The sequence below is a fragment of the Mesorhizobium sp. M1312 genome, from assembly GCF_040318115.1.
Classification (GTDB): Bacteria; Pseudomonadota; Alphaproteobacteria; order Rhizobiales; family Rhizobiaceae; genus Mesorhizobium.
In genome coordinates this window covers 40,005-63,736 of sequence record NZ_JAMYLQ010000025.1, presented here as the reverse complement: position 1 = coordinate 63,736, position 23,732 = coordinate 40,005, and the positions used below count along the sequence as shown (strand labels likewise).

Annotated in this window: 14 protein-coding genes and 6 pseudogenes; 13 read left to right on the top strand and 7 right to left on the bottom strand. The window is 58.2% G+C overall.

The annotated features are described in order from the left end of the window. Window positions 1-31: 31 nt before the first annotated feature. Complete coding sequence (locus NKH36_RS24845) at window positions 32-1,423, top strand: amidase (RefSeq protein ID WP_352958856.1); 1,392 nt, start codon at window positions 32-34, stop codon at window positions 1,421-1,423. A gap of 57 nt (window positions 1,424-1,480) precedes the next feature. Next, on the top strand, window positions 1,481-3,139 hold the full coding sequence (locus NKH36_RS24840; RefSeq protein WP_352958858.1) for a dihydroxyacetone kinase family protein: 1,659 nt from the start codon (window positions 1,481-1,483) through the stop codon (window positions 3,137-3,139). A 152-nt stretch (window positions 3,140-3,291) separates the two neighbouring features. On the opposite strand, the pseudogene NKH36_RS24835 reads toward NKH36_RS24840, so the two are convergent. From NKH36_RS24835 to NKH36_RS24805, 7 genes and pseudogenes are all read right to left on the bottom strand, one after another. Then, window positions 3,292-3,610: pseudogene (locus NKH36_RS24835) on the bottom strand (Ros/MucR family transcriptional regulator); the annotation flags it as partial. Window positions 3,611-3,742: 132 nt separating this feature from the next. Beyond that, window positions 3,743-4,168, bottom strand: a complete 426-nt coding sequence (locus tag NKH36_RS24830; RefSeq protein WP_352958859.1) for a hypothetical protein — start codon at window positions 4,166-4,168, stop codon at window positions 3,743-3,745. Continuing rightward, window positions 4,165-4,353, bottom strand: a complete 189-nt coding sequence (locus NKH36_RS24825) for a helix-turn-helix domain-containing protein (RefSeq protein WP_502912108.1) — start codon at window positions 4,351-4,353, stop codon at window positions 4,165-4,167. Before NKH36_RS24825 ends, NKH36_RS24830 begins: the two co-directional genes overlap by 4 nt. Before the next feature lie 19 nt (window positions 4,354-4,372). Next, window positions 4,373-5,293 (bottom strand): tetratricopeptide repeat protein, encoded by a 921-nt coding sequence (locus tag NKH36_RS24820; RefSeq protein WP_352958861.1) that lies wholly within the window; start codon window positions 5,291-5,293, stop codon window positions 4,373-4,375. Further along, window positions 5,290-7,458, bottom strand: a complete 2,169-nt coding sequence (locus NKH36_RS24815; protein ID WP_352958862.1) for a Tn3 family transposase — start codon at window positions 7,456-7,458, stop codon at window positions 5,290-5,292. The genes NKH36_RS24820 and NKH36_RS24815 overlap by 4 nt, the downstream gene beginning before the upstream one ends. Window positions 7,459-7,807: 349 nt before the next feature. Then, a pseudogene (locus NKH36_RS24810) lies at window positions 7,808-8,203 on the bottom strand (DUF4158 domain-containing protein); the annotation flags it as partial. 340 nt (window positions 8,204-8,543) lie between these two features. Continuing rightward, window positions 8,544-9,657 (bottom strand): annotated as a pseudogene (locus NKH36_RS24805) (ISL3 family transposase); the annotation flags it as partial. A 152-nt stretch (window positions 9,658-9,809) separates the two neighbouring features. Between NKH36_RS24805 and NKH36_RS24800 the strand changes: the two are divergent. From NKH36_RS24800 to NKH36_RS24750, 11 genes and pseudogenes are all read left to right on the top strand, one after another. Then, window positions 9,810-10,510 (top strand): annotated as a pseudogene (locus tag NKH36_RS24800) (ISKra4 family transposase); the annotation flags it as partial. A gap of 537 nt (window positions 10,511-11,047) precedes the next feature. After that, window positions 11,048-12,160, top strand: coding sequence for an ABC transporter substrate-binding protein (locus NKH36_RS24795; protein ID WP_352958863.1), 1,113 nt, complete (start codon window positions 11,048-11,050; stop codon window positions 12,158-12,160). 317 nt (window positions 12,161-12,477) lie between these two features. After that, on the top strand, window positions 12,478-14,316 hold the full coding sequence (locus NKH36_RS24790) for an ABC transporter permease subunit (RefSeq protein WP_352958865.1): 1,839 nt from the start codon (window positions 12,478-12,480) through the stop codon (window positions 14,314-14,316). A gap of 14 nt (window positions 14,317-14,330) precedes the next feature. Continuing rightward, window positions 14,331-15,401 (top strand): ABC transporter ATP-binding protein, encoded by a 1,071-nt coding sequence (locus NKH36_RS24785; protein ID WP_352958866.1) that lies wholly within the window; start codon window positions 14,331-14,333, stop codon window positions 15,399-15,401. A 450-nt stretch (window positions 15,402-15,851) separates the two neighbouring features. Next, on the top strand, window positions 15,852-17,018 hold the full coding sequence (locus tag NKH36_RS24780) for a M24 family metallopeptidase (RefSeq protein WP_352958868.1): 1,167 nt from the start codon (window positions 15,852-15,854) through the stop codon (window positions 17,016-17,018). A 167-nt stretch (window positions 17,019-17,185) separates the two neighbouring features. Next, on the top strand, window positions 17,186-18,454 hold the full coding sequence (locus NKH36_RS24775; protein ID WP_352964953.1) for an NAD(P)/FAD-dependent oxidoreductase: 1,269 nt from the start codon (window positions 17,186-17,188) through the stop codon (window positions 18,452-18,454). Between the two features lie 10 nt (window positions 18,455-18,464). Continuing rightward, window positions 18,465-18,866, top strand: a pseudogene (locus tag NKH36_RS24770) (ABC transporter ATP-binding protein); the annotation flags it as partial. 131 nt (window positions 18,867-18,997) lie between these two features. Continuing rightward, a complete protein-coding gene (locus NKH36_RS24765; RefSeq protein WP_352958871.1) occupies window positions 18,998-20,230 on the top strand; it encodes a serine hydrolase domain-containing protein in 1,233 nt (410 codons plus the stop codon). A 690-nt stretch (window positions 20,231-20,920) separates the two neighbouring features. Then, a pseudogene (locus tag NKH36_RS24760) lies at window positions 20,921-21,283 on the top strand (ATP-binding cassette domain-containing protein); the annotation flags it as partial. A gap of 6 nt (window positions 21,284-21,289) precedes the next feature. After that, window positions 21,290-22,189 carry a dihydrodipicolinate synthase family protein gene (locus NKH36_RS24755; protein ID WP_352958873.1) on the top strand — a complete coding sequence of 300 codons (900 nt, stop codon included), beginning with the start codon at window positions 21,290-21,292 and terminating at the stop codon, window positions 22,187-22,189. Window positions 22,190-22,279: 90 nt separating this feature from the next. After that, complete coding sequence (locus tag NKH36_RS24750; protein ID WP_352958875.1) at window positions 22,280-23,716, top strand: NAD-dependent succinate-semialdehyde dehydrogenase; 1,437 nt, start codon at window positions 22,280-22,282, stop codon at window positions 23,714-23,716. Window positions 23,717-23,732: the final 16 nt, after the last annotated feature.

Here is a 23,732-nt window from a genome sequence, read left to right as displayed (position 1 = left end):
CGCTGGCAAAGACCATGGGCGAAAGTGCTTAATGACGTTTGATCCATTTTGGTCGATCGAAGAGTTCTCGTCGCGCCTTGCGCGCCGAGAAATTTCCTCTGTCGAAGCGACTGCCCAACTGTTGCGCCGTATCACCGACCTGAACGCGGATCTGCACGCGTTCTGTGAAATTGACGGCGACTACGCTCTGGCTCAGGCGCGTAAAGCCGACGCCTTGCGAAACGCAGCCTCGCCGTGCTCCCCGCTGCTCGGCATACCACTCGCGATCAAGGACATATTCGATCATGCGGGCCACGCGACCCACGCCGGATCGAATGCTCTTGATGATCGGTTGCCGGGTCAATCCGCAACGGTAGTGGAAAAGCTTGAGATGGCGGGCATGGTCATCTTGGGCCGCACCAACATGGTCGAATTCGCCTATGGGGGATGGGGCACCAATCCCGTCCAAGGCGCGCCGCGTAATCCGCGGGGACAGCATGGTCATCTGGTCGCCGGCGGATCAAGCAGCGGCTCGGCCGTCGCAGTCGCTGCGGGACTGGTTCCGGCAGCGCTCGGAACCGACACCGGCGGCTCCATCAGGACGCCGGCCGCCTGGTGCGGTATCGTCGGCTTGAAAACTTCGATCGGCCTTGTCGGCCGCGGTGGCGTCGTTCCGCTGTGTCCCACTCACGACAGTGTTGGTCCAATGACCCGTACCGTTCGCGATGCGGCGATCTTGCTGGAAGCCATGGCAGGCGCTGACCGTCGTGATGTTTCCACCCACAATGCCCCGTCCATTCGGCCGCTCGATAACATCGAGAAAGACATCAAGCATTTGCGGATCGGGATCTTGCCGGAGCGTGATCTCGAAGCGGTCGAACCCGAAGTAAGAGCCCTCCATGATCGCTCTATTGTCGAGCTTCGAGCACTCGGCGCCAGTTTCGACGAAATCAGGCTTCCGCTGTCGATCAGCCAGTATCTCAGCAGCGGTGGAGACATTATGAGCGTGGAAAGCTACGCGCTCCTCGGCTCCTACGTCGACCGGCCTGACAGCCCCGTGGACGCGGTCATCGCCGGCCGCATCAAACGCGGCAAGACGCTGACCGGGCCGGAATATTATCAGCTTCTGGAAACCCGGCGTCTGGCGCAAATTGCCTTTATCGATGCGGCGCACGGTTTTGATGCCTTCGTCGCTCCTGGATCGCACCGGACGCCAGTGCTCCTGGGGGACGTGAACGAGAGCCAGCCGCCCAACCATTTCGGCCGGTTGGTGAACTATCTCGACTTGGCCAGCCTTTCGATTCCGATAGGCCTTACAACGCAGGGGCTGCCGGCAGGTCTGCAGATCATCGTAAGAAAATTCGATGATGCACGCGCACTGCGTATTGGCCGCGCGCTCGAGCGCGAACGCGGCGGCCTATTTGTGCCACCGCCGGGATTCTGAATTTACCGATCGCAGCAACGCGACAATGAATTGCACGGAAAACAACGGGGGACCACAATGAAGAAGCTGATCAACGATCCGCGGCATCTGGTACGCGAACTGCTTGAAGGCACCGTCGATCTTTCCCCGCGACTGGCGTTGCTAGACAGCGAAGACGTGGTGGTGCGCAGCGACCTGCCGCCTGCTGCACAGCGCAAGGTAGCCGTCATCTCCGGCGGCGGCAGCGGCCACGAACCCGCGCATGCCGGTTATGTCGGGCGTGGCATGTTGACCGCTGCGGTCGCTGGTGACGTCTTCACGTCGCCAAGTACTGATGCGGTGCTTGCCGCCATCCTTGCCGCCAGCGGGCCGGCGGGTGCTCTGCTCGTGGTCAAGAACTACACGGGCGACCGGCTCAATTTCGGCCTGGCGGCCGAACTGGCGCGTCAGCAAGGCATCCCGGTCGAAGTAGTGACCGTCGCCGACGACGTGGCGCTCAGAAACCTTGTCGCTCGTGAACGTCGTCGCGGCATCGCTGGCACTGTGCTCATCCACAAGCTCGCCGGCGCCGCTGCGGAACGTGGTCTACCGTTAGGCGAAGTTGCCGCCATCGCGCGTGGGGCGGCCGAAAAACTTGGCTCGATGGGCGTGGCGCTTGGTGCCTGCACCGTGCCGTCGGTCGGCAAGCCCGGCTTCGAGCTCGGCGAAAACGAGATCGAATTCGGGCTCGGCATTCACGGCGAAAAGGGAGTCGAGCGGACAGCCATGCAAAGCGCCGACGCAACCGTCGCCTCGCTGCTCGATCCCATCGTCTCCGATCTCGATCTGCAGCCGGGCATGCGGCTGGCGATGTTGGTCAATGGCCTGGGCGGCACGCCCCCAATGGAACTTGCGGTCGTCACAAGGGCCGCTCTCGCGAACCTTCGCGGCCGGGGGTTGGCGGTCGAGCGCTCTTGGTCGGGCAATTTCATGACGGCGATCGAAATGTCTGGATGCTCGCTCACTGTGCTTATACTCGACGCGGAGCGCGATGCGCTTTTCGACGACAAAGCCGAAGTGCCGGTCTGGCCGGGCGACGGCCGCATCGCCGAGCGAAAGCTGATCGCGATCCCAGCCTCGTCGACACCGCCGCCTGCGCTGTCGGGTCCGCTTTCGCCCAGGCTCAAGCAGGTCGCGATGTCGGTGGCTTCGGCACTGGAGGCGGCCGAAGAGAAATTGGGCGATCTCGACGCCAGGGCCGGCGATGGCGATCTCGGCGCATCGATGGTAAGGGGTGCGGAGGCGATCCGTGCCCTGGGGGACGAAAGCTTTTCGACGCCAGAACGCCTGCTCGCCGATCTTGCCAATGCGCTGCGCCGAGCCATTGCCGGCAGTTCCGGTCCGTTCTATGCCACTGCGCTGCTGCGCGCCGCCGCGCGGCTACGCGGCGTCGTCGAGCCGGACTCGATGGATTGGCTGGGAGCGTTCAAGGATGCTACCGCTGCCATCATGGAACTCGGCGGCGCCAAGCCGGGTGACCGCACCATGGTCGATGCGTTGATTCCCGCCGCGGAAGCCTGGCAGAGAACCGGCCGTTTCGCCGACGCGGCGCGCGCCGCCGAGAACGGCGCTAAGGCAACCAGCGCCATGTTTCCGGCGCTCGGTCGTGCGGCCTATCTCGGCAATCGCGCCCTCGGTTCACCTGACGCCGGCGCAACCTCCGTGGCAATCTGGCTGGGCGCGATCGCGCTGTCTTAGACTCGAATTATCAGTGAATGCCTTCCGATTGGCGTATCGGTTCTGTAGGCAGCATCTGGAGCCGACTGATCGCAGCGGTTGCAACTGCGGTCGACGCGAATGACATTGCCGATAGCGGCCACTTCGGAGCACCTGCAGTTTGGGGTGCTCGTCTGGCCGAAGCCCATCGTCTTGGCGAGCACCGAGCGAGCGGCGGCATAGTTCGGCGCGATCATCGGATAGTCCGATAGTCCGATGGCAGGCCCCATTTTGCGCGGTATTCCTCGGGCGTGAGTCTCAGCGATTTGAACTTTTTTCCATCCTCGAGACTGGTGATGGAATAGGCGTCACCGACCTCTTGATGGGAACCGCCGGTTTCTACGCCTAAGCCTTTTCTTCTGTCGTGACGCTGGAGGTCCCCTTCAGTGCGGCATGGACCTGGCCAATAGGGGCAGGAAGGTCCCCGGCCGGAACAGGGTTGTTGGACACCACGTTGGCCTAATCGGGGTCGTGGCCCATCAGGTGTAGCTCGGCGGTTACGAAGCCGCTCGCGAGCGCGCCGTTAGTAGGCCTAATCGGCCCGAAGCTGCGATTTTGGCCAAGTTGCGGAACAAGTGTAGAACGTTATGACTTGCTCTGAGCTTTCAGCAGCATGGCGACGTTTTCGGCGGTAAATTTGAAGCCTCGACGGTCGGGAATCCGTTCGGCGGAGATAGGATATTTCAGTCGCTTGGGATCGATGCCGGTGATTCGGAACCGTTCGCTTCCGGTGCGGAACTCGCGCCCGAAGTCTGAGGGAGCCAGTCCGTACCGCGCGGCCAGAAACCCGAACAGGTCCTTCTCGAGATTGAATGCTGTGCCGTCGGAGGCGGGAACGCTGACACGGAACACGGGCTCGAAGCAGAACCCAGAGTCCAGGCCGTGCCACCCTGCGCCCTCGATGACCAGCCCATGATCCGCGGCGATCTTCCGACAGGCCTCGAGCATGCGGGCCTGGATTTCTTCGCAGGCTGCGGGCGTCAGACGGGTTATGTGCTTGCCTTTGCTCATTCTGGTTCGCCTTTCCGCACCTGATAGACGGTTCCGCGCGAGATGCCGAGATCGCGGGCGATCTGGGTTGGACCGTGGCCCTGTTCCGGTCGACGCATGATTTCGGCGCGGTCGATCTGCGGCGGCCGACCTTTGTAGACGCCGCGCTTTTTCGCGGCGGCAATCCCCTCGGCCTGGCGGAACACGACCATCGGTTCCGGGCGGTCAGTTACGTCGTCTTCGTGGTTTCAGCTTTCTGGTAACCTCCGCCAGCCACGCGATTGCGCCGGGAGTGGCCTGCCAGGCCTTGCCGTTTTCCTCGACGTAGTCAGCTGCCTCATCCTCGCCCCCCAAGGTGATATAGCCGTCCGGAGAGGCAACCAAAGGCTGCTTGCCGGACAGGACGCCGGGCACATGGCTGTTCGCGAGCCAGGCCTCCTCGGCAAGCTTCCCGGCGCCTGGATCGTTTTCACGAAAGGCAAGAAGGGCGCGCGTGTAGAGCCATGCAGCAGCGCAATCGTCTTCGTGCTGTTTGAGAAGCTTCCTCAGGGCCTTGATATCGTCGCGCGCCAGCAAATGCCCGGCCAGCACGTAGCGGATGCCCTGATTGTCATTCGGATTGAGCTCGAGCATCGCCTGATAATGGTCGATGGCCTCCTGATGCTGACCAAGCCGCCAGAGTACCGCGGCAAGACCTGCCCGCGCCCGCATGTAGGGGCGCGTCTCGAGAAAACCCCAGAAGTGACCGGCATATTCCTCAAACCCGTCCGGTCCGAGCGCCTCTTCACCCGCCGCGACGCCCTTCTGGTAGTAGTCCAGCACTTCCTCGACAGAGCCGGCCTCCTCTTCGGCCAACAGCCCATAGGCGTCGGCGCACAACGGCGAGACTTTGAGCGCTTTCCTGGCCAGCGCGATACGCTTGCTGCGACCGGTCGCTTCCCAAGCCTCATACATGATGTCTTGCGCGGCGTCCGTCGGGTCGTTCCCACGCCGTCCGCCGAAAAGACCTGCCATCAACCCCTCCATGCCGCGCCGGTCCGGCATCGGAGGCAGAGCATTGTCATTTTCTGGCTTCTTGGATTTCGCCACTGGCTTCTTTCGGGGCTTCTTCGATACAGGCATTTCTACATTCCCTTCGATGGTCACGCCGCTTGTTTCTGCTCAAAATCGATCCGGCGATCCAGATCGAGGTCGAAGCGGCCATAAGGATTGACGCGTCCGTAGATCAGCGGCGTCAGGCCCCGATAATCCTCCGGCGTCAGCCGCGCCGACCATTTCGGCTCGCTCAGCACCGACTGCATCATGCGCGTGTTCACATAGACCAGCGACGACTGCAGCAGATGCAGTGCCAGAACGGATATCTCCTGGTCGTCAAGGCGGTTGCTGGCGATTTCGCCGCCCTTACCGAAAAATACGAAGCTGGTGGCGCTGTTCCAGTTCTCGACCACGTTCAGGCCTTCGTGGATTTCGCGGCGGAATTCTTCATGGCGCAAATACCGGCACAGGAAGATCGTCTTGATCGCCCGGCCGAACTCGGCGAGAGCCTTGTAGGTCGGATGCATCACCTCGGCGCGGGCGAAGCGGCGCAGGATCGCTTCCGGGTCGGCTACTCCGCGATGCATGGCGGCGGCATATTTGACCATTTCGTCATATTGCTGCTCGATCTCTTCCCAGTTGATGCCGGTAGAAAGAATCGGCAGCAGGTTGGGCAATTCCGCCCGCAGGCCCGGATATGGCAGCGCCAGCTTCTGTCGGGCCATCGCCTTCAGGCGCGGGGCGAGCTCAAATCCAAGCAAGCGGCAGAAGGCAAAGCCGACGGCGCTTTGGCCATGGCTGTCGACATATTGCCGCTGGATCTCCATGTCGGTGCAGTGACGCAGCACGCCCTTGATCATCGACGCGACCTCCGAGGACGAGCAGCGCTTGAGCTGCGAGAAGATGCAGGTCGAGCCCTTTTCGACATGCCAGTAGATCATTACGCCGCGGCCGCCATAGCGGACATGCCATTCGGTCATCAGGTTGCCGTCCCAGGCGCCGAACTTCTTCGAATCCGACGCGCAAGCCGTGCCGGCCTCGCCCCAGATGGCGGTGTTGCGGATCGCCAGCGTCGCACTGGCGACGCGCCCACAAGCCGCCTCCAGCGCGTCCCGATGGATGAAGCGCCGTCCGACATGAAGCAGTTCTTCGTAGCTGACATCCGCGCATCCGGCCGCGACGCGCTTCAGACCGGCATTCGTGCCCAATCCGTAGAGGCACAAGATCAGGCCCCGATCGAGCGCACCGCGGGAAAGCGCCACGCGGGAGGCCGATGTTTCAAAGGCGTCCAGAAAGCCGGTGTCGAGCGCAGTCTCCTTCAAGACATCCAGGAGTTCCGTCATCGGCCAGCGCCTCCCGATCTCGGTCTTGACCGATTGAAGGCCCTGCGGTTCCGGCAGCGGCTGGAACGGCGTGATCGAGATACGGTTTTCGCCACGCCAGAGGATACGTACCTTATCGTTGCGTGGGATTTCGGCGTTCAGCAGCCGCAGATCCCGCTCGAGCTCGGCCCGGATCTCGTGCGTGAAGGCCCGCGCGTCCGGCGTCAGGTTCAGGGCACCATAGTAGGCCGCACGCTTGGCCTCGAAATCCTTGGGCAGATCATCATCCGGATTGCGATAGCGGTCCGCGCCGACCACCCAGATTTCCTTCGCCCGGATGCGGTCACGCAACTGGCTGAGCACACAGAGTTCATAGCTGATCTGGTTGATGCGCCCGTCCTTGCCGATGATCGCGCTGCGCCATTTCGGCGGAATGACGCCTTCGATCGGTACGCCATTCCGCGGCACCACCCGACAGCCGGTGTCGAAGGCCTGCCGGATCCAGTCCAATGCCTCAACCACGGGCCGATGCACGGCATTGTTCGAACGAAACTCCAGAACCGAAAGCAGCTTCGGCAGTATGCGTCGATAGTGACCGGCATAGGAGCCACGCATCACTTGGTAGATGCGCCGTTCGAGCGTGCCCTTCGCCCGATGCTCCTTGACGATCGCCGCAAGCTTATCCTTGCCCGCTACCGGAAAAATCACATCGCAGACCCGGCCACCCGGCGCCTCGATCGCGGCACCCGCGATATCGACCAGGAGCCGCTCCTTGCCGTAAACCTTCTCGATGTCACGCGCGATGCCGGCCACCACCTTGCGCTTCGAACGCACCCCGATCTTGTGGATGGTTTCCACCAGAAGGTCGATCATGCCGTCGATGATCTGTGCTTCCCTCACCAGCAGGAAAACGGCATAGAGGCCTAGTTGCCGCCTCGGGGCGTGGCGGCGCATCTCCGACGCTTTTTCGGCGCCGATCCGCCGAACGATCTGATCGATCCGGGGTTTTGCCGGCAGCGGATAGAAGATCTCGCGGCAAATCCAGCTTCTTGATGAAGGCCAGCCGGTCAGCCAGCGCAAGCATGTTGTCCAGCGTTGCTGCACCCGCGTCCCCCTTGATCGTATGGAACCCTGTCGGACCATCCGGGTCGACCAGCGACGCCTCCATCAGCGCGACCGTTTCCGGAACAGGCCGATCCGCAACAGCGCAAAGAAAGGATTCCACGAAGCGCTGCCGCTCGGAGCGCACCAGCCGCTCCATCTCCTTGCGCGATGGACCGAAAATCCTGTGATCTCGGCACCAGAGAAAGACGTCCTCGAGCGTCGCCCCGACCGACATGCCGCCGGGGCAAAGCTCCGTCACTATCCAGTTCGCAAGGGCGGCTCGATCCGCTCGCCGCATCCGGCGAAAACCGAGATAGCGCAGAATCTCCGCGCAATGGCGCCGCCCCGAACGCCCCGAAAAATCGTAACCGAAAAGCTGGCCCCGACCGACGCCGAGTTGCTCTGCCAGATAGGCTACGGCCTCTCCAGGAAGGTCGGCCGCCGCGACAGCGAAAAATCCGTACGCGGCAAAGAATTTCAGCTGCGCCGCCAGTCCGAGCCGCGTTGCCGCCGGCTTGGCGTTCACAAACTCGATGTCGGCAAACGAGAGGCTCCACTCCTTGGCCAGTTCCTCTGGCAAAACATGCACACCCATACATCCACTCCCTGTTCCAGGAGCGAAGTCTCAGGTGATCACGGCGGGGCGGTCAATCCGTTCTCTCAACGTTCCACAACTTGGCCAAAATCGCAGCTTCGTGCCGATTAGGCCAATGACCCCAGAGGGTGGTTCTCTGCCGGTCGCGTCATCGTTCTGTACGAGCAGGACGCGCCATCTCCAGACGTTCGCGAAAACCTCCACGTAGGTCGCGACCAGACCATGGACGGGAAGTACAGGTGAAGTACTGTTGTCGCTCGAGATGGCTGGTTCAATCTCCAGCATCCTCCTGCCATACAGCCCGGAGCGAGTGTCGCTTGGCACTTAATTGGGCTCTGCCTCACTTTGTGTGGCGAAGTGGCAGCATTCTTGCCCGAAGCAATTCGGTGCCAGCCCGGCCGTACATCGCTCGCTTTAGCGTCTTGAGGCGATTGATCTGTCCTTCTGTCTGGCCATTGCTCCATGGAAGCTCAATTGCATTGTAGACGGCATCGATATCTCGCCGCAGCACGCGAGCGAAGCGCATGATGGGAACAGATCGGAATCGATGGCGTCGTCTATCCACGCCTTAAGGGTTCGGGCTGGCGCCCGCGCAAGATACCGTTGGAGCGCATTGCCAGACTACGCATTCTTGCGAATGCCAGTGATCCCTTCAACGCGTCGACCTTACGTGCCTGCTGATCGGTCAGTTGCCCTCGGGGCTTGATGCAGAGTGCAGCCGCCACGACCGGCGAAATAGCATGACCAGTATCCGGATCTTTTATGGGAGCCAGGCTGAAGGCCTCTGTTGCTGGAACACTGGCTGTCCGATTGTCGGCCCGGCGCCAAGCTCCAAGCAGCCGCTCCAGATGGGAGCGGCTGCCGGTGTACCCTCGCAACCTGACATCATGGAACAGGTGCCGGCCGCAGCGATTTCCGTCTTTCCAGCATTGAGCCAAGAACTTCTCGAAATACCACGGCGATGTTGGGTTCAAGGGCCCACGACGCCGGTCCGGCGGCGTCTCGAATTTCAGCCATTTTGCGACGGTCCGCCGCTTGAAGCCGGTTTGACGCTCGATCTCACAGAAGGATAGCCCTTCGTTGCGCAGGGCGTGGATCCTTGCGAACACTTCGTCTCGGGATTGTCGATGCGCCAAGCGCGCATGACGCCGATGCGCTGCGGCAAAGAGGTTTTCTTTTTCGGACAGAATGGACCTGCCGTTTTGGCGCCCCGACAGGTTCATCTGCTCCTCGATCGCCAGCCGCAGATTCTGTACGAGATGGAACCGGTCGGCGACCTGGATCGCATGTGGAGCACCCTCTCGGACCGCCTGCGCGTAGAGGCCACAACGGTCACGGCTTACGATTTCGATTGAAGGGTTCTTTCGCAGCCAGCTTGCCGCGTGTTCGACACTCCGGTCTTCCAGAATATCGACGACAGATCGACGCTCGAGATCCACAACTATAGAGCCGTAGCGCCGTCGGTGCGCGCAACGCGCAAAACCTTCACTCCGCTGCCCGGAGCCCAGTGCTTTTTCGAATGCATGATCATCCTTCATGAGTTTTGATCTCACAGGATAATCCCGACACACAAAGTGAGGCAGAACCCGTTTAAGTGCAGTGCGACATCGGTTTTGTCCATGGCTACGATCGCAAGCCGCAACGGCGCATTTTCGACCATCTCAAGAAGCAGGGCGTCCAGAAGCAGGGCGTCCAGGCCAATCAGGATATCACCTTCATCACCGACGGTGGGGAAGAAGTCCGCGCGCTCGCTGAAATGATCGCGCGCGGCAGGCGAACATGTCCTCGACTGGTTCCACATCACCATGCGCATCACGGTCCTGCGCCAGTTCGCGCAAGGGCTGGAAAACCATAACGAGGCAGGCCGGACAGGATATCATTGAAACCCTGCGCAGGATCAAATGGCATCTTTGGCATGGCAATACCTACCCGTGAGGAAATCGACGATCTGCAATTCGATGCGGAAGCGCTCGAAACGGACTACCCGAACATGCGCAAATTCCTGACGGCCGTCGGCGAGTTCCGATCGTACATCGCTTCCAACAGCGCAAGCCTGATCAACTATGGCGAGCGCTACCGGTCCGGAGAACGCATTTCCTCGGCCTTCGTGGAGGCCACCGTCAACGCCGTCATCAGCAAGCGGTTCGCCAGAAACAGCAGATGCAGTGGAGCAGGATCGGCGCACATCTTCTGCTGCAAACCCGCAAGCAGACCCTCGACGGCTCCCTAAGCTCGACCTTCCAGCAATGGCATCCGGGTCTGGCGAACGACAATCACGAGGCTGGTGAAATGGCCCGCGCCGCTTGACCGCCCCACATATCCTCATGCTCCCCTTCAAGGAGATCAGGTCCGTTTTCCGCCATTCCTTATTCGAAGACGCGAAATTTTTTATATTGCGCCACCTTGTGAGAATGATATAGTGCAATGACTAAATGACATAACACAATCAGGGAACCATAACTATGTTGCGCCCCGCAGTCCCGATCAAACCTCATCCAGCTTTTTCGGAAGAGGGACATCGAGAGCGACTGGCCCCCGAGCACAGTTGGATCGAATGCTCCGACGTTACCCGTGAATCGGGCGAACGGTTCGAGACCGATACAAACTTCCTAATCCACACGCGCATGCGGTCTGCAGCTGGTTAAAGCGTCCTGATCGGCGGCGCTTATCTGCCGACAGACAATGGCCTGGATGCATACCGGGATCTGGAGCTAACCGAGACATAAGTTCGAAACAGCAGTGGAGGGAAGAAGCAAAGGCCGATGTGTCGCGCGCAACGCTCCCGTCGTCGCGACACAATGAACGCAATCGGGAGTGAACCCATTAAAATCAGGGGAATAACCAATGAAAATCACTACCATGAAGTTTGCAGTCCGTGCGGCGCTTCTGTTGGCATCGTTGCCAGCTGCCGCGCTATCAGATGAAATTCCCGACAACCTCAAGGGAACGGGCGAACTCGTAACCACAACTGGCGGCGGAGGGGCATTTGACGATGCCCGCACTAAGGCATGGTTCGAACCATTTACCCGCGATACCGGCATCAAAGTAGTGGTGGTTCCTACAACAAATGCAAAGCTTATGGCCTCGTTAAAGGTCGGACAGCCTGAAGCCGACCTGACGTTTGTCAGTGGAGGTGAAGTTTCGAACTGGATCGACAAAGGATTTGTCGACAAGATCGATTACAGCTACTTTTCGAAGGAAACGCTGGCGGGCATCCCCAAAGAGGCGAGAGGTGAATATTCATTTCGCTCTCACACTTACTCTGTCGTTCCTACGTATAGCACCAAAAAATACCCCCAAGGCACTAAACATCCCGAAAACTGGGTCGACATATATGACGTAGCGAAGTTCCCGGGGAAGCGGGCCCTTCCGAACTGTGGTAATACCCTCTACGGCGGTCTGCTCGAAGGAGCGCTCATGGGTGACGGCGTTCCGCCGGAAAAGCTCTATCCGCTCGACTTTGATCGCGCCTTTGCCAAGCTAAATCAGATCGCCCCCGACGTTGGACGCTGGTGGGGATGGGACGAGGGTGGCTTGGCTCCGCAGAGTCTCATTGACGGCGAGGCCGACATGGGATCCGCGTGGAATGGTCGAATTGTCAGCTTGCAGAAGCAAGGCGCACCGGTGGCTTTGTCTTGGGATCAATCCCTTTTGCAGTACGACGATTGGGTGATCGTGAAGGGTTCTTCCAACCAAGTGAACGCGGCTAAGTTCCTTGCGTATATTGCCCGTCCAGAAGCGCAAGCGGCCTTTGCGGAAGCAATTCCTTACGGTGTTGTGAACAAAGACGCATACAAACTCCTTCCAAAAGAACTGGCCGAGAACTTGCCGGGAGCGCCTGGGATCGCAGAGAAGCAGATTACCCAAGACTACGCGTGGTGGTCCAAGCCTAGACCCGATGGCAAAACCAACCTCGACTACGCAATCGAACGTTGCCAGGCGGTCTTGGCAAAGTGATCGCCTGCCGCTGCGGCAAGGCTTGCCGCAGCGGCATTCTGAGACGAGGTTGTTAACTGGCGAGTCGACAGGATTCGTTGAGAGCTGGCCATCCCCGTCCGTAACGTGAGAAATTTCAAGTGGCGCTTCGATGGAAGCATCGGCCAGCCACTTGAGAAAATCCATGTGGCGCCATTGGCACCTATCTGAGCGCCCGAGACGGGCCCGGTCGTGGCGCATAACGCAAGCATCGATTCCGGAACATGCTTCCGTACCGTCGGTTACCGTTAGAGGAATTAAAGTCGGACATGAGGGACTTAGGGACGGAGCAAAAACACATGACTCTCCTGGCAAAAGAAAAGGCCGCGGAGGCGGCAGGCGCAAATGTGCCTAGGAGCCAAAATCACCTGAACGGGCTGCTGGAACACCGACGGATCCGCGGTGCTATCATCGCCGCGCCGATCGTCGTGCTCCTGCTTGGATTCCTCGTCATACCGCTATCGATTATTCTTTGGGGTAGCGTCGAAGGTGACAAACTGACCTTCTCGCACTATGCACGCATATTCTCTGACGAGACAAACTTCAGCGTCATGCTTCAGACCCTGAAGGTTGGGTTGATCGTCACGCTTCTGTCACTGGCAGCCTCGTACCCCGTCGCTTACCTGCTAACACAGATTAAATCGCGCGCCTTGTCAATTGTGACCTTGTTTATTCTTGTTCCGCTGTTCACGGCCTTCCTCATCCGGACGTACGCCTGGATGATCATTCTCGGTCGCCAAGGGCCAATAAATAACACTTTGATCTGGCTCGGTCTCATCAGGGAGCCGTTGCCACTCCTCAACACGACCTTTGGCGTTGTCATCGGGATGGTACACGTGTTTATGCCGATCGCGATCTTTACGATGTACTCCTCGATGGTACGGATCGACCACAATTTTGCGCGCGCCGCACAAATACTAGGCGCTAAACCGGTCCAGGCTTTCCTGCGCGTGTATTTCCCTATGTCGCTACCCGGCGTCTTTTCTGCTGGGATTCTGATTTTCATCATTGCGATCGGTTTCTACATTACGCCTGCTCTTCTTGGAGGGCCACGCGATGCAATGATAACGCAGTTGATCGTCACGCAAATGACGACGCTGTTGAACTTCGAACTCAGTTTTGCGTCGTCAATTGTGCTCCTGTTAGTCACGATCGGGGTTCTCTTCTTCGCAAGCCTGTTCATTCCGCTTGAAATGATCTGGGCTTCTCCTAGTGTCGAAATCACAAGCCAAAAGCCCCGCTCGAAATCTCGTTTTTTCGGGGATGTGAAACAGGCAGTGCAGCCAATTCTCACCACAGTAGAAGCCCTGATCCATTTGGTGACTAAGCCACTTCTGACACGTAAAGCCTGCTGGCTTTGGGCGTACACGATCCTCGCGCTTCTGTTTCTAACAGCGCCCCTGATCGTGGTGTTCCTGCTTTCGTTCAGTTCTTCCCTTTTCGTGGTTTTTCCTCCTCCAGGCTTTTCGCTGCAATGGTGGGTAAAACTGGGACACGCCTCGGATTGGCACGAATCGTTTCTGTTCTCCGTCAAGCTCGGGTTCGTCTCTGCATTTTTTGCCACGATCATTGGCACAATGGGCGCCTTTTGGCTGGTGCGAACAACGTTGCCGTTTAAGAGAGCATTATTCCTATTCTGCCTGTCACCTCTCATGGTGCCTGTCATCATTATCGCGACGGCTCTTTACATGTTTGAGGCACGCATTCACTTGCTCGGCAGCTTCGCTGGACTGGTAATCGGTCATGTCCTCCTGTCAGTGCCGTACGTTGTTGTCGTCATGGCCGCGGCATTGCGTGGTTTTGACCAGTCTCTCGAAAAAGCCGCCGCCATCCATGGCGCCCGTCCGATGCAGGTCCTCCGCCTTGTGACATTGCCGCTCCTCAAGCCGGCGCTGCTGACGGCGGGTCTGCTCGCATTCCTAACTTCGTTCGACGAACTGCTTATCACAATGTTCATGATCGGAAGGCAAACGCTGACGCTACCTTTCAAGTTTTGGAACGATATCAAGTACGAACTCAACCCGCTGCTCAGTGCGGCCTCGACGTTCATCGTCATCCTCGTCGCGGCAGCAATCTTGACAGCACACTGGATCAAGGTGCGGCACGACAGGCGTATCTCTGCTGGCACAGGTAAATGAAAGGGAGGGCAACAATGTCCACCAGTCTTGAAATGAAGAAAATCCAGAAATGGTATGGCGGGCTGCACGTCGTGCGCGACTTCGATCTCTACGTTGAGCCCGGCGAATTCGTGACGTTTCTTGGGCCGTCCGGCTCCGGCAAAACTACCGCGCTGAAGATGATCGCTGGCTTTGAGCCGCCTAGTGGCGGCGACATGTTGCTCGGTAGTCGCTCGATTGTGGACGTGCCACCTTATGAGCGTGGTATTGGCATGGTGTTCCAAAATTATGCGCTGTTTCCGCACATGACTGTGGCTGAAAACGTCGCCTTCCCTCTCAAAGTTCGCAGGGTGGCAAGAGGCGAGATCGAGCAGAAAGTACTGCGCGCTTTGGAACTCGTTAAGATGGCCGAATATCGCGACCGCTATCCCAACCAGCTCTCAGGTGGACAGCAGCAGCGTATTGCGCTTGCCCGTGCCATCGTCTTCGACCCAAGCCTCCTGCTCATGGACGAACCGCTCGGTGCTCTCGACCGCAATTTGCGCGAACACATGAAAATCGAGATCATGCGTATCCAAAAAGAGCTGAATATCACGGTCATTTTCGTCACGCACGACCAAGACGAAGCGCTGGTCATGTCCGATCGGATTGCCGTAATTAACGAAGGCAAGCTCGTTCAGGTTGCGGACGCCAAGAGCCTCTACTATCGTCCACAGGACCGTTTTGTAGCGTCTTTCGTTGGCGAATCTAACCTACTGCCCTGTCGCGTCGACCAAGTCGAGAACGGAGCGGGCAGGGTGACTATTGGCAACCAAGAATCTGGCGTGGTTCGTTTAAACGGACAGTCACGTGGCGAATCCGGTTGGCTCTTTGTACGGCCGGAGCATGTTGATATAAGCGCGCGCGGCGCGATCACGGATGTCGGGAATGTCCTTGATGGTGTTGTAGAGAACGCGCTGTTTCTGGGCGAGTTGACCCGCTATGTGGTTCGCTGTGGAAAAGAAAGCATCACAGTCAAGCAACAGAATCGGGGGCAGCCTCAGTTCACCAGCGGAACTCCGGTCTCCGTTTCATGGAATGCGGGCAACTCTATCGTGTTAAATTGACGGCCACCCAAAATCAAGGAGCCGGTGGAATTCCGCCTTCGAGAATTCGACACGACGGAACGTGAAAAAGCCGTCCTGTTTGATCGAATCTGCAATTGAACGCCTCGTCACAGCGAGCTGAACTGTATTTTCGGCAACGCTGCTTCCAGTCTCAGAAGGCGGCATAAGGCAGTAGAAGATGGGTACAATCATTGATGTCGCAAGCGACTGTGGGACGAGGCGAAAGCTCCTGTCAATCGCCTTCGACTTTGAGCAGGCTGCCATGCACCGCTTAGTCCTAGTAGTCGTCGGCGGCGATGTCGCCGACCCTCATCGGAGCAAAAATTGCTCGCGATCAAGGTTGCCGTAAAAACGCGTTACATTCGTTAATCAAGGCAAATCGAATATGGCGCACAGCCACGACTGCGGCGGTGACAGATCCGGGATTTGAAGAACCTCAGGGAGATATTGATGGTCAAGCCAGTGTTCCAAGCTTTCTCAGAAACAGAGCATAGATCCCGACTCAAACGAGCTCGTGAAGAGCTTGCCGCGGCCGGTTATGATGGGTGTGTTATTGTCGCGCCAGAAAACCTCTTTTACCTCACCGGGTACGATTCAGTTTGCGCCAACATTTGTCCGCAAGCTCTCATACTCAGCGTCGATGAAAGCCGGGATCCAACATTGTTAGTCCGCAACTTGGACCTTCCGTTAGTGAAGGAGACTTCTTGGTTGACAGATGTCCGGACGTATCAACTCTTCGTGGACGATGTGGCTAAATTGGTCAGCGAAATCGCTCACGATCACCGAATAGCAAATGGTCGCTTAGGTTTAGATATGCAGTCACCGGCGGTCACCGGGAGTTATATGCGGGCCCTCGAAGCTGCCATGAAGTCACAATTTGGGGACATCAGTCACTTACTCAACAAGCTCCAGCTCATAAAGTCACAAGCTGAAGTTAACTACATGCGAGAAGCCGCCCGCTATGCAAATCTGGGCGTAGAAGCGGCGCGGAAAAGCCTGCAGCCTGGGATCAGCGAGATCGCTCTTTGCGCAGCCGTGGAACAGGCAGCCCGGGAAGCTGGTAGTGACTATCCAGCGCTTCCGATCGAATGTGGGAGTGGGACGCGCTCAGCAAGCGGCCACGCAACCCCTATGCCGAAAATTATTGGCAGAAACGAACTTGTTCACCTAGAGTTCGCCGGCGTGGCCCGGCGATATCATAGTGTGGCGATGACAACTTTGGCTACGGGCGATCCGGGCGAAGGCGCGCGCAAGCTGTATAATGTCGCCCGGGAGTCGCTATTGGCTGGCCTGGAAGAATGCCGTCCTGGCGCGCAAGTCGCTGACATCGACAACGGTTCGCGTAAACCGATCGAGCGCGCTGGTTTGGGCGAGGCCGCGCAGATGCGATTTGGTGTCGGCATTGGTATTGCCTATCCTCCTATTTGGTTGAGTTCACTTCAACTCGATAGATTTTCTACCGGTACGTTGGTGCCCGGTATAACCTTTTATGTCCATTCTTGGTTATCGCTCCCCCGCGACGGCCTTGGTGTAATGTTGGGCGGCACTTACTTAGTCACGTCAACCGGTATCGAAGAGCTCTCGGGGGCGGGGCCCGTTGACCTGTTCACCGTCTGAGAAGGCGAATACCGAACAGCCGCTGTTGCTGCTGAGATATGAGTGTGCAGGGCAGCAAATGGGTGTAATAGGTCAATGTCAAAATCGCGCCGCATCGAGCTAGATCAATGCGGCGGCAACAGCGAGCCGTCAGCGCCGCCTGGCTCCTGTTCTAAGCGTTCGCAACGATGTTAACGACCCGCAAGAAGAGGGCCCCTGAAATGTCTGAGCGTCGCACCGTGGCTATCATTGGTGGAGGTGTCGTCGGCGCAAGTTGTGCGCTAATGCTAGCCCGTGAGGGGCACCAGGTTACGGTGTTCGAAAAGGACCGTGTTGGCCACGGGTGCTCCTGGGGCAACGGGGCACAGTATAATGCAGGCTCGTCCCTCCCAATGGCGTATCCGGGCGTTATGCGCCAAGCCATGCGGTGGCTCATCGACACGAATGGTCCGGTACGTCTGGCGCCGCGAGAACTTCCTCGCACCTTTCCTTGGTTGCTTCGGTTCCTCAGCACCGGACGCCTAAAGAATTGGAGGCCTACTTACGATGCGCTTCACGCTCTGAACGCTCAATGCTCCAGCCTCTATAAAGACATGCTTGGAGAGGTTGATTGGAACCGGCATTTCCGACCGAATGGCGCACTGCATGTTTTCAGAGGCGATTCACTGGGGCCTCTGGATCAAATGATTGACGCAATGCGAAGTGGGAAGGGCGTTCGATTTCAAAGAATCTCATCCGACGAAGTTTTCGAATTAGAGCCTCAATTGTCTCGCTCCTATCGCCGCGGCATCTTCTTTCCAGACAGCGGCCACGTTACGTCCCCACCAGGTCTTGTGCAGGGATTAATGGACAGGGCGGCTTCGCTAGCGGCAACGGTCCAGACAGCGTCTGTCGTGGCTATAGAGCCAGAGGCAGACCGAGTGAAGCTCCGGACGAATTCGGGCGTCCAAGGCTTTGATTCTGTCGTAATTGCCGCTGGGATCGCCAGCCGAGATTTGGGGCGTTCCCTTGGCGTCACTTTGTCTTTAGCCAGCGAGCGCGGCTATCACATTACCATGCCGGGCGCTGACAGCGCTATAAGCCGCCCGGTTACAGACGCCGCTTCAGCATTCGTGGCGACGCCCCTAAGTGAAGGTCTCCGTATCGTCGGCATCGCCGAGTTCGAGGCACCTGATGCTGCGCCGGCCAAGGGTCAGAGCAAGAAGTTGCAGGCATCCGCTCAAGCGATGCTGCCGGATCTCTCAGTCGGTCAAGTGAGCGAATGGATGGGTGTGCGACCGTCAACACCAGACAGTCTGCCCATCATAGATCGCCATCCCCGCCATCCCTCCGTGGTCTTTGCGACTGGGCACGGCCACATGGGCATCAGCGGCGCGCCGATGACAGCAGCACTTATCTCTGATCTGATCGCGGCACGTACACCTCGGCTTTCCTGCACTCCCTATCGCCTTAGATAGATTGATAGGGGTCCGCAAACTCGGCAAGCCTGAAATAGAGGTAAGAATTAAGCGTGCGGTTGAGATGGTCCGGCTCGGTGCTCACGCAAAACGCCGGCCTGATCAACTCTCCGGCGGACAGCAGCAGCGCGTCGCCCTTGCCCGTGCGCTCGTGTTCGAATCCAAACTCGTCCTGATAGACGAGCCATTGGGGCGCTTGACAAACAGTTGCGAGAAGAAATGCAGCTTGAGATCAAGCACCTCCGAAGATCTTGGGATCACTGTGGTTTACGTTATGCATGATCAGGACGAAGCACTGACGATGTCGAACCGAATTGCGGTCTTTAACGACGGGGTGATCCAGCAATTAGCGGCGCCGGCCGAGCTGTATGAAAGTCCGCTAACCCCTTTTGTCGCGCAGTTCATCGGCGAGGGGACGGAGAGAAACCTGGTCATTAGCTACGTGCTGATCAACCAGCAATCATTAAGACGAGAAAAGTGGAGCGAGTTGATGACACTTGGGTTGGTCACAGTTACCGCAAACGCGAAAGAGGAGAGATTGTGATGGGGACCCTCGAATTCAACGGACATCACTATCTCGACGGTCGCGCGTCTGATCCACGAGAGCTCGGTTGGATGCGAGGTGCGCCTGCGCCGAGCGACAGGCGAATCACGTTTGGGGGCGGGACATTTCGTGACTTCCCACATATACGCTGGTCATTCTCGCATATGCGCGAACTCATGCCAACGGTCAACGTGTGGCGCGGACGGGGCAAACCTTCCCAGTTCGACCGCGGCGAAATGTTCGACGAGATTGACGCGCTCTCTTTCGCAGACGTAAATGGTGTCATTAGACGCTTCGATGACGCGCTGATCGACACCTACGTTGATGGCGTCGTGGTATTGCATCGCGGAAAAATTGTTTACGAGCGCTACTTCGGTGCACTCGAGCCCCACCTGCCGCATGAGTGCCAGTCGTGCACGAAGTCGTACACCGGCACTCTCGCCGCGGCACTCGTACATGAAGGCGTGCTGGACGAGTCTGAGATCATCTCGCACTATTTGCCAGAGTTGCGAACCACGGCATGGGAAGATGCCACTCTCCGTCAGGTAATGGACATGCAAACTGGCCTGACCTTCAGGGAGGGTTACGACGAGCACTCTGACATCTGGCAGTATAGATGGGCCTTTGGACGACTACCGCGGCCGGCTGGCTACGACGGGCCCCGGACCTCGTGCGATTACCTGAGGACCGTGCGCAAGCAAGGGGTGCACGGAGAGTTCGCCTACCAGAGCCTGAACACCCAAGTATTGGGTTGGGTCATGATGCGCGTTACCGGCCGCTCGTTCGCTCAATTGTTGCAGGAGCGCCTATGGGCGCCGCTCGGCTGCGAGGAGGACGGTTATCTAGAGGTCGACCCGGGTGGCATGCCGCTGGCTGAGGGTGGCCTGAGCGCTACCCTGCGAGACTTTGCGCGTTTTGGCGAACTGATGCGGTGCGAAGGCCAATGGAATGGAAAGCAGCTCATTCCCGCATCTGTCGTGCATGACGTGCGAAGAGGTGGAAAGCGAGCAAAAGTCAACTCTTCCTACTCGTATCGCAGCCAGTGGTGGGTTTCGAACGACGAATTGGGGTCGTTCGAGGCACGGGGCATACACGGCCAGCGCCTCTATGTAGCACCCGAGGCGGAGATGGTTGTCGCAGTTTTTGCGTCGCACCCGGTCGCCGACTCCGCCAGCGAGTCGATCACGTCTCCGCAGTTGTTGATGCTCGGGAGAATGCTGCGTTCTAAATGAGCAGTGTCCTACATTGCAAAGCTAACTCGAGCCGAGCCGGAGCTTGCTTACGGCCCCAGCTTCGCCCAACTTCCGCCCCTTGATTTCAGCGGCATACATTCATTTGAAGAGCTTGCAGAAGATTGGGCGTCTCGAATGAGCTGGTAAAAGCGTTCCTTTGCACCCGCTGGCGCGGGCGCCGCACGAAGTATCCGGTCTGAAATCAAGCGCCACATACTCCTCCGGGACCATACTGTCAGTTGCCATTTCGCCGAAAAAAGTTGGGTGGTTCGTCTGCCTCTATACGTCTGATATTCGGTCGCAGGGCTTAGATCAGAACCGGTGGATCGAGCGACATTCGCTACCCGCACTGGTATTGGCGGCGGTTGCAGAGCGAGTCCCTCTGTTTCTTCCCGGAATTCTCAATCACATGCTTCCGCTAGTTGCTGGCGGTCCCACAGCACGCCGGGGGTAGCTTAACCACATCCGCGACCGGTTCCCAACGCGCCTGAAATGCAATCGTGCCTGCCAAGATCCGAGCGCTGACATAGTCGACCGTTAAGAAAGAGCAAAAGATTAACCTTGCACCATTCTGCCTAAATGATATAGTGCAATGAGTGAATGATATATTCCAATACAGCGAGGGGACCCATTGAACCGTCTTATCAGCGCTATGGTCGAAGTTGCAATTGGGGCGGCTACATTGAACGCCAGCAGCAGCGAGTAGCGATTGCCCGTGTGCCATGCAGCCGACTATCATACTGTTCGACAAGCCTATATCGGCCCTGGATCCGGAACTCGTTGGCGAGGTGCTCGCTGCAATCCGGCAACTTGCCGCTGAAGGCACGACCATGGTTATCGTCACGCATGAGATCGGATTGGCCTACGAACTGGCCGATTGGGGTGATTTTCATGGGCCGTCGCCGCTAGCGGCGACCCGCGTGAACTCTTGCTGTCAGACAGTAATTGGAGGCTTGCCGCGTTCGTCGGACACTTTACGGAACAGCTCGCCTTCTCGGCCCGCTGGCCGCGCCAGCATCTGAACCCTCAACGATATCTTCTAACAAAGGATAATGGATTATGACCAACGTAAATTGGAGCGGTATCTTTCCCGTTCTCGTGACTCCCTTTGGAGCAGATGGCTCCATCAATGAAACGCGTTACAAAGAACTCGTTGACGATGCCATCGCCAACGGCGCGCAGGGCGTGGTGGCGGCTGGTAGCACCGGCGAGTTCTATGCTCTCACCAAAGCGGAGCGCGCGCATCTCTACAAGGTTACGGTCGACCTTGTGGCTGGCCGCGTGCCTGTTCTGGCGGGCGTCGCCGATCTGCGCGTCGAAGATGTACTGGAAGCGTGCCAGTCTGCTGTCGCAGCGGGCTGCGCCGGTGGAATGATTCTGCCGCCTATCTATGCCATGCCGAGCCCGCGTGAAATCGTAGCCTTCTTCGAGTACATTTCTCGCAACACGTCGCTCCCGCTGATGCTCTACAATAGCCCGCGCCGGGCTGGCATCGACATCACGCCGGCTCTCGTTGAGCAGCTTTCCGCTCTGCCCACCGTGGTGGCAATCAAGGACAGTTCGGGTGTGATTACCCAAGTCAGCGAGCTCGTACAACGCGTGGGTAACAAACTTCGGGTATTCGTTGGCTATGAAACCATGATCGTTCCGGCTCGTGCCGTTGGCGCTCATGGCGTGGTCGCCATGGCACACCAGATCGCTGGCCCCCTGATCCGCGACTATTGGGACAAGGCGCTCACCGGTGATAAGGTGGTAGATGAGCTCGGGCGCGATGTCTTTGCTTTCTACCGTTGCTTCCAGTCCGGCGCGTATTACGCGGCCATCAAAGAGACCATGGGTCAGCTTGGCCGAGGCGCCGGCGGTCCACGACTTCCGCTGCTGCCCTTGGCAGATGAACAGAAAGCAACCATTGCAAAGATCATCTCCGACGCTGGTCTTGCGCGCTGGGCCAAACCTTAAAGAGGTTTGTGTACGCAGTACCAAAAGCCGATCAAGAACGCTCTCGCTTACTAGCATTTGAGCGTCTCCTACCTTGTCTAAGGAATAGATATGTATACGAAACTTGCACTCCTCATCGACGGCGAATGGATCGAGGAAACCAAAGCTGGAAGCGAAACCGTTCTCAATCCTGCTACGGAACAGCCGCTCGGTACATTGCCGCACGCAGGCAAGCCCGAGCTTGATCGCGCTCTTGCGGCTGCAAGCCGCGCCTTTGAGAGCTGGAAGCGAACCTCGCCCTTCGAACGGGCGCAAATTTTGCGCCGCGCCGCTGACCTGATGCGCGAGCGTCTTGACCACATTGCGACTGTGCTAACGCTGGAAGAAGGGAAGACGCTGGCTGAGGCCAACGGCGAGATAACAGCTGCGGCGGAATACTTTGACTGGTTCGCAGAAGAGGGTAGACGCAGCTATGGCCGTGTCATTCCTGCGCGACTAGCCGATATGCGTCAAACTGTGACACAGGAGCCTGTTGGTCCAGTTGCCTGCTTTACCCCTTGGAACTTTCCAGCAGTGACGCCAGCGCGCAAGATCGCGCCTGCTCTCGCCGCTGGTTGCACCTGCATTATCAAGCCGGCCGAAGAAACGCCGGGCACCACCCTTGAAATAGCACGGGCTCTTACCGATGCTGGCTTGCCCAAAGGCGTGCTTAACGTTGTGTTTGGGGTACCGGCTGAAGTATCTGAGTATCTCATTCGGTCGCCGATCATCCGCAAAATCTCCTTTACTGGATCCACACCGGTTGGGCGCCACCTCGCCCGGCTTGCCGGAGAGACCTTGACCCTTGCTACCATGGAACTTGGCGGTCATGCACCCGTGATTGTCGCAAAGGATGCTGATGTTCAGCGTGCAGCAGAACTTTCGATGGCTATCAAACTTCGAAACACCGGTCAGGTCTGCACGTCGCCGACCCGATTTTTTGTAGAGCGTCCAATTTACGAAGAGTATCTGGAACATGCGCGGGCCTTCGTACAGAAACAGGTCGTGGGCGACGGCTTGCAATCGGGCACAACCGTGGGACCAGTGGCCAACACCCGCCGTGTCGCAGCCATGGACGATCTCATCGGGGACGCCTTGTCCCATCAGGCGCGACTAATTACGGGGGGCGAGCGCATCAACGCTTCGGGCCTAATGTACATGCCGACGATCCTGGCGGACATTCCTGATCATGCGAGGGCAATGACCGAGGAGCCGTTTGGGCCACTTGCGTTGGTTCAATCTGTTGATGATATAGAACAGGGGCTCGCGCGAGCGAATGCATTGCCTTATGGTCTGGCTGGATACGCCTTCACCCGCTCCGCGGCGACTGCTAATCGTATCTCGGAGGCTATGGAGGTCGGCGTAATCGGCATCAACCAGATGGTGGTAACGATCCCAGAGACTCCGTTCGGCGGCATCGGCGATAGTGGCTGGGGTCGAGAGGGCGGTGTCGAAGGTTTGGAATCTTACACCGTAAAAAAATATGTTGGTCATCTTCATGTATCGTAGGGGATGAGAAAATAGG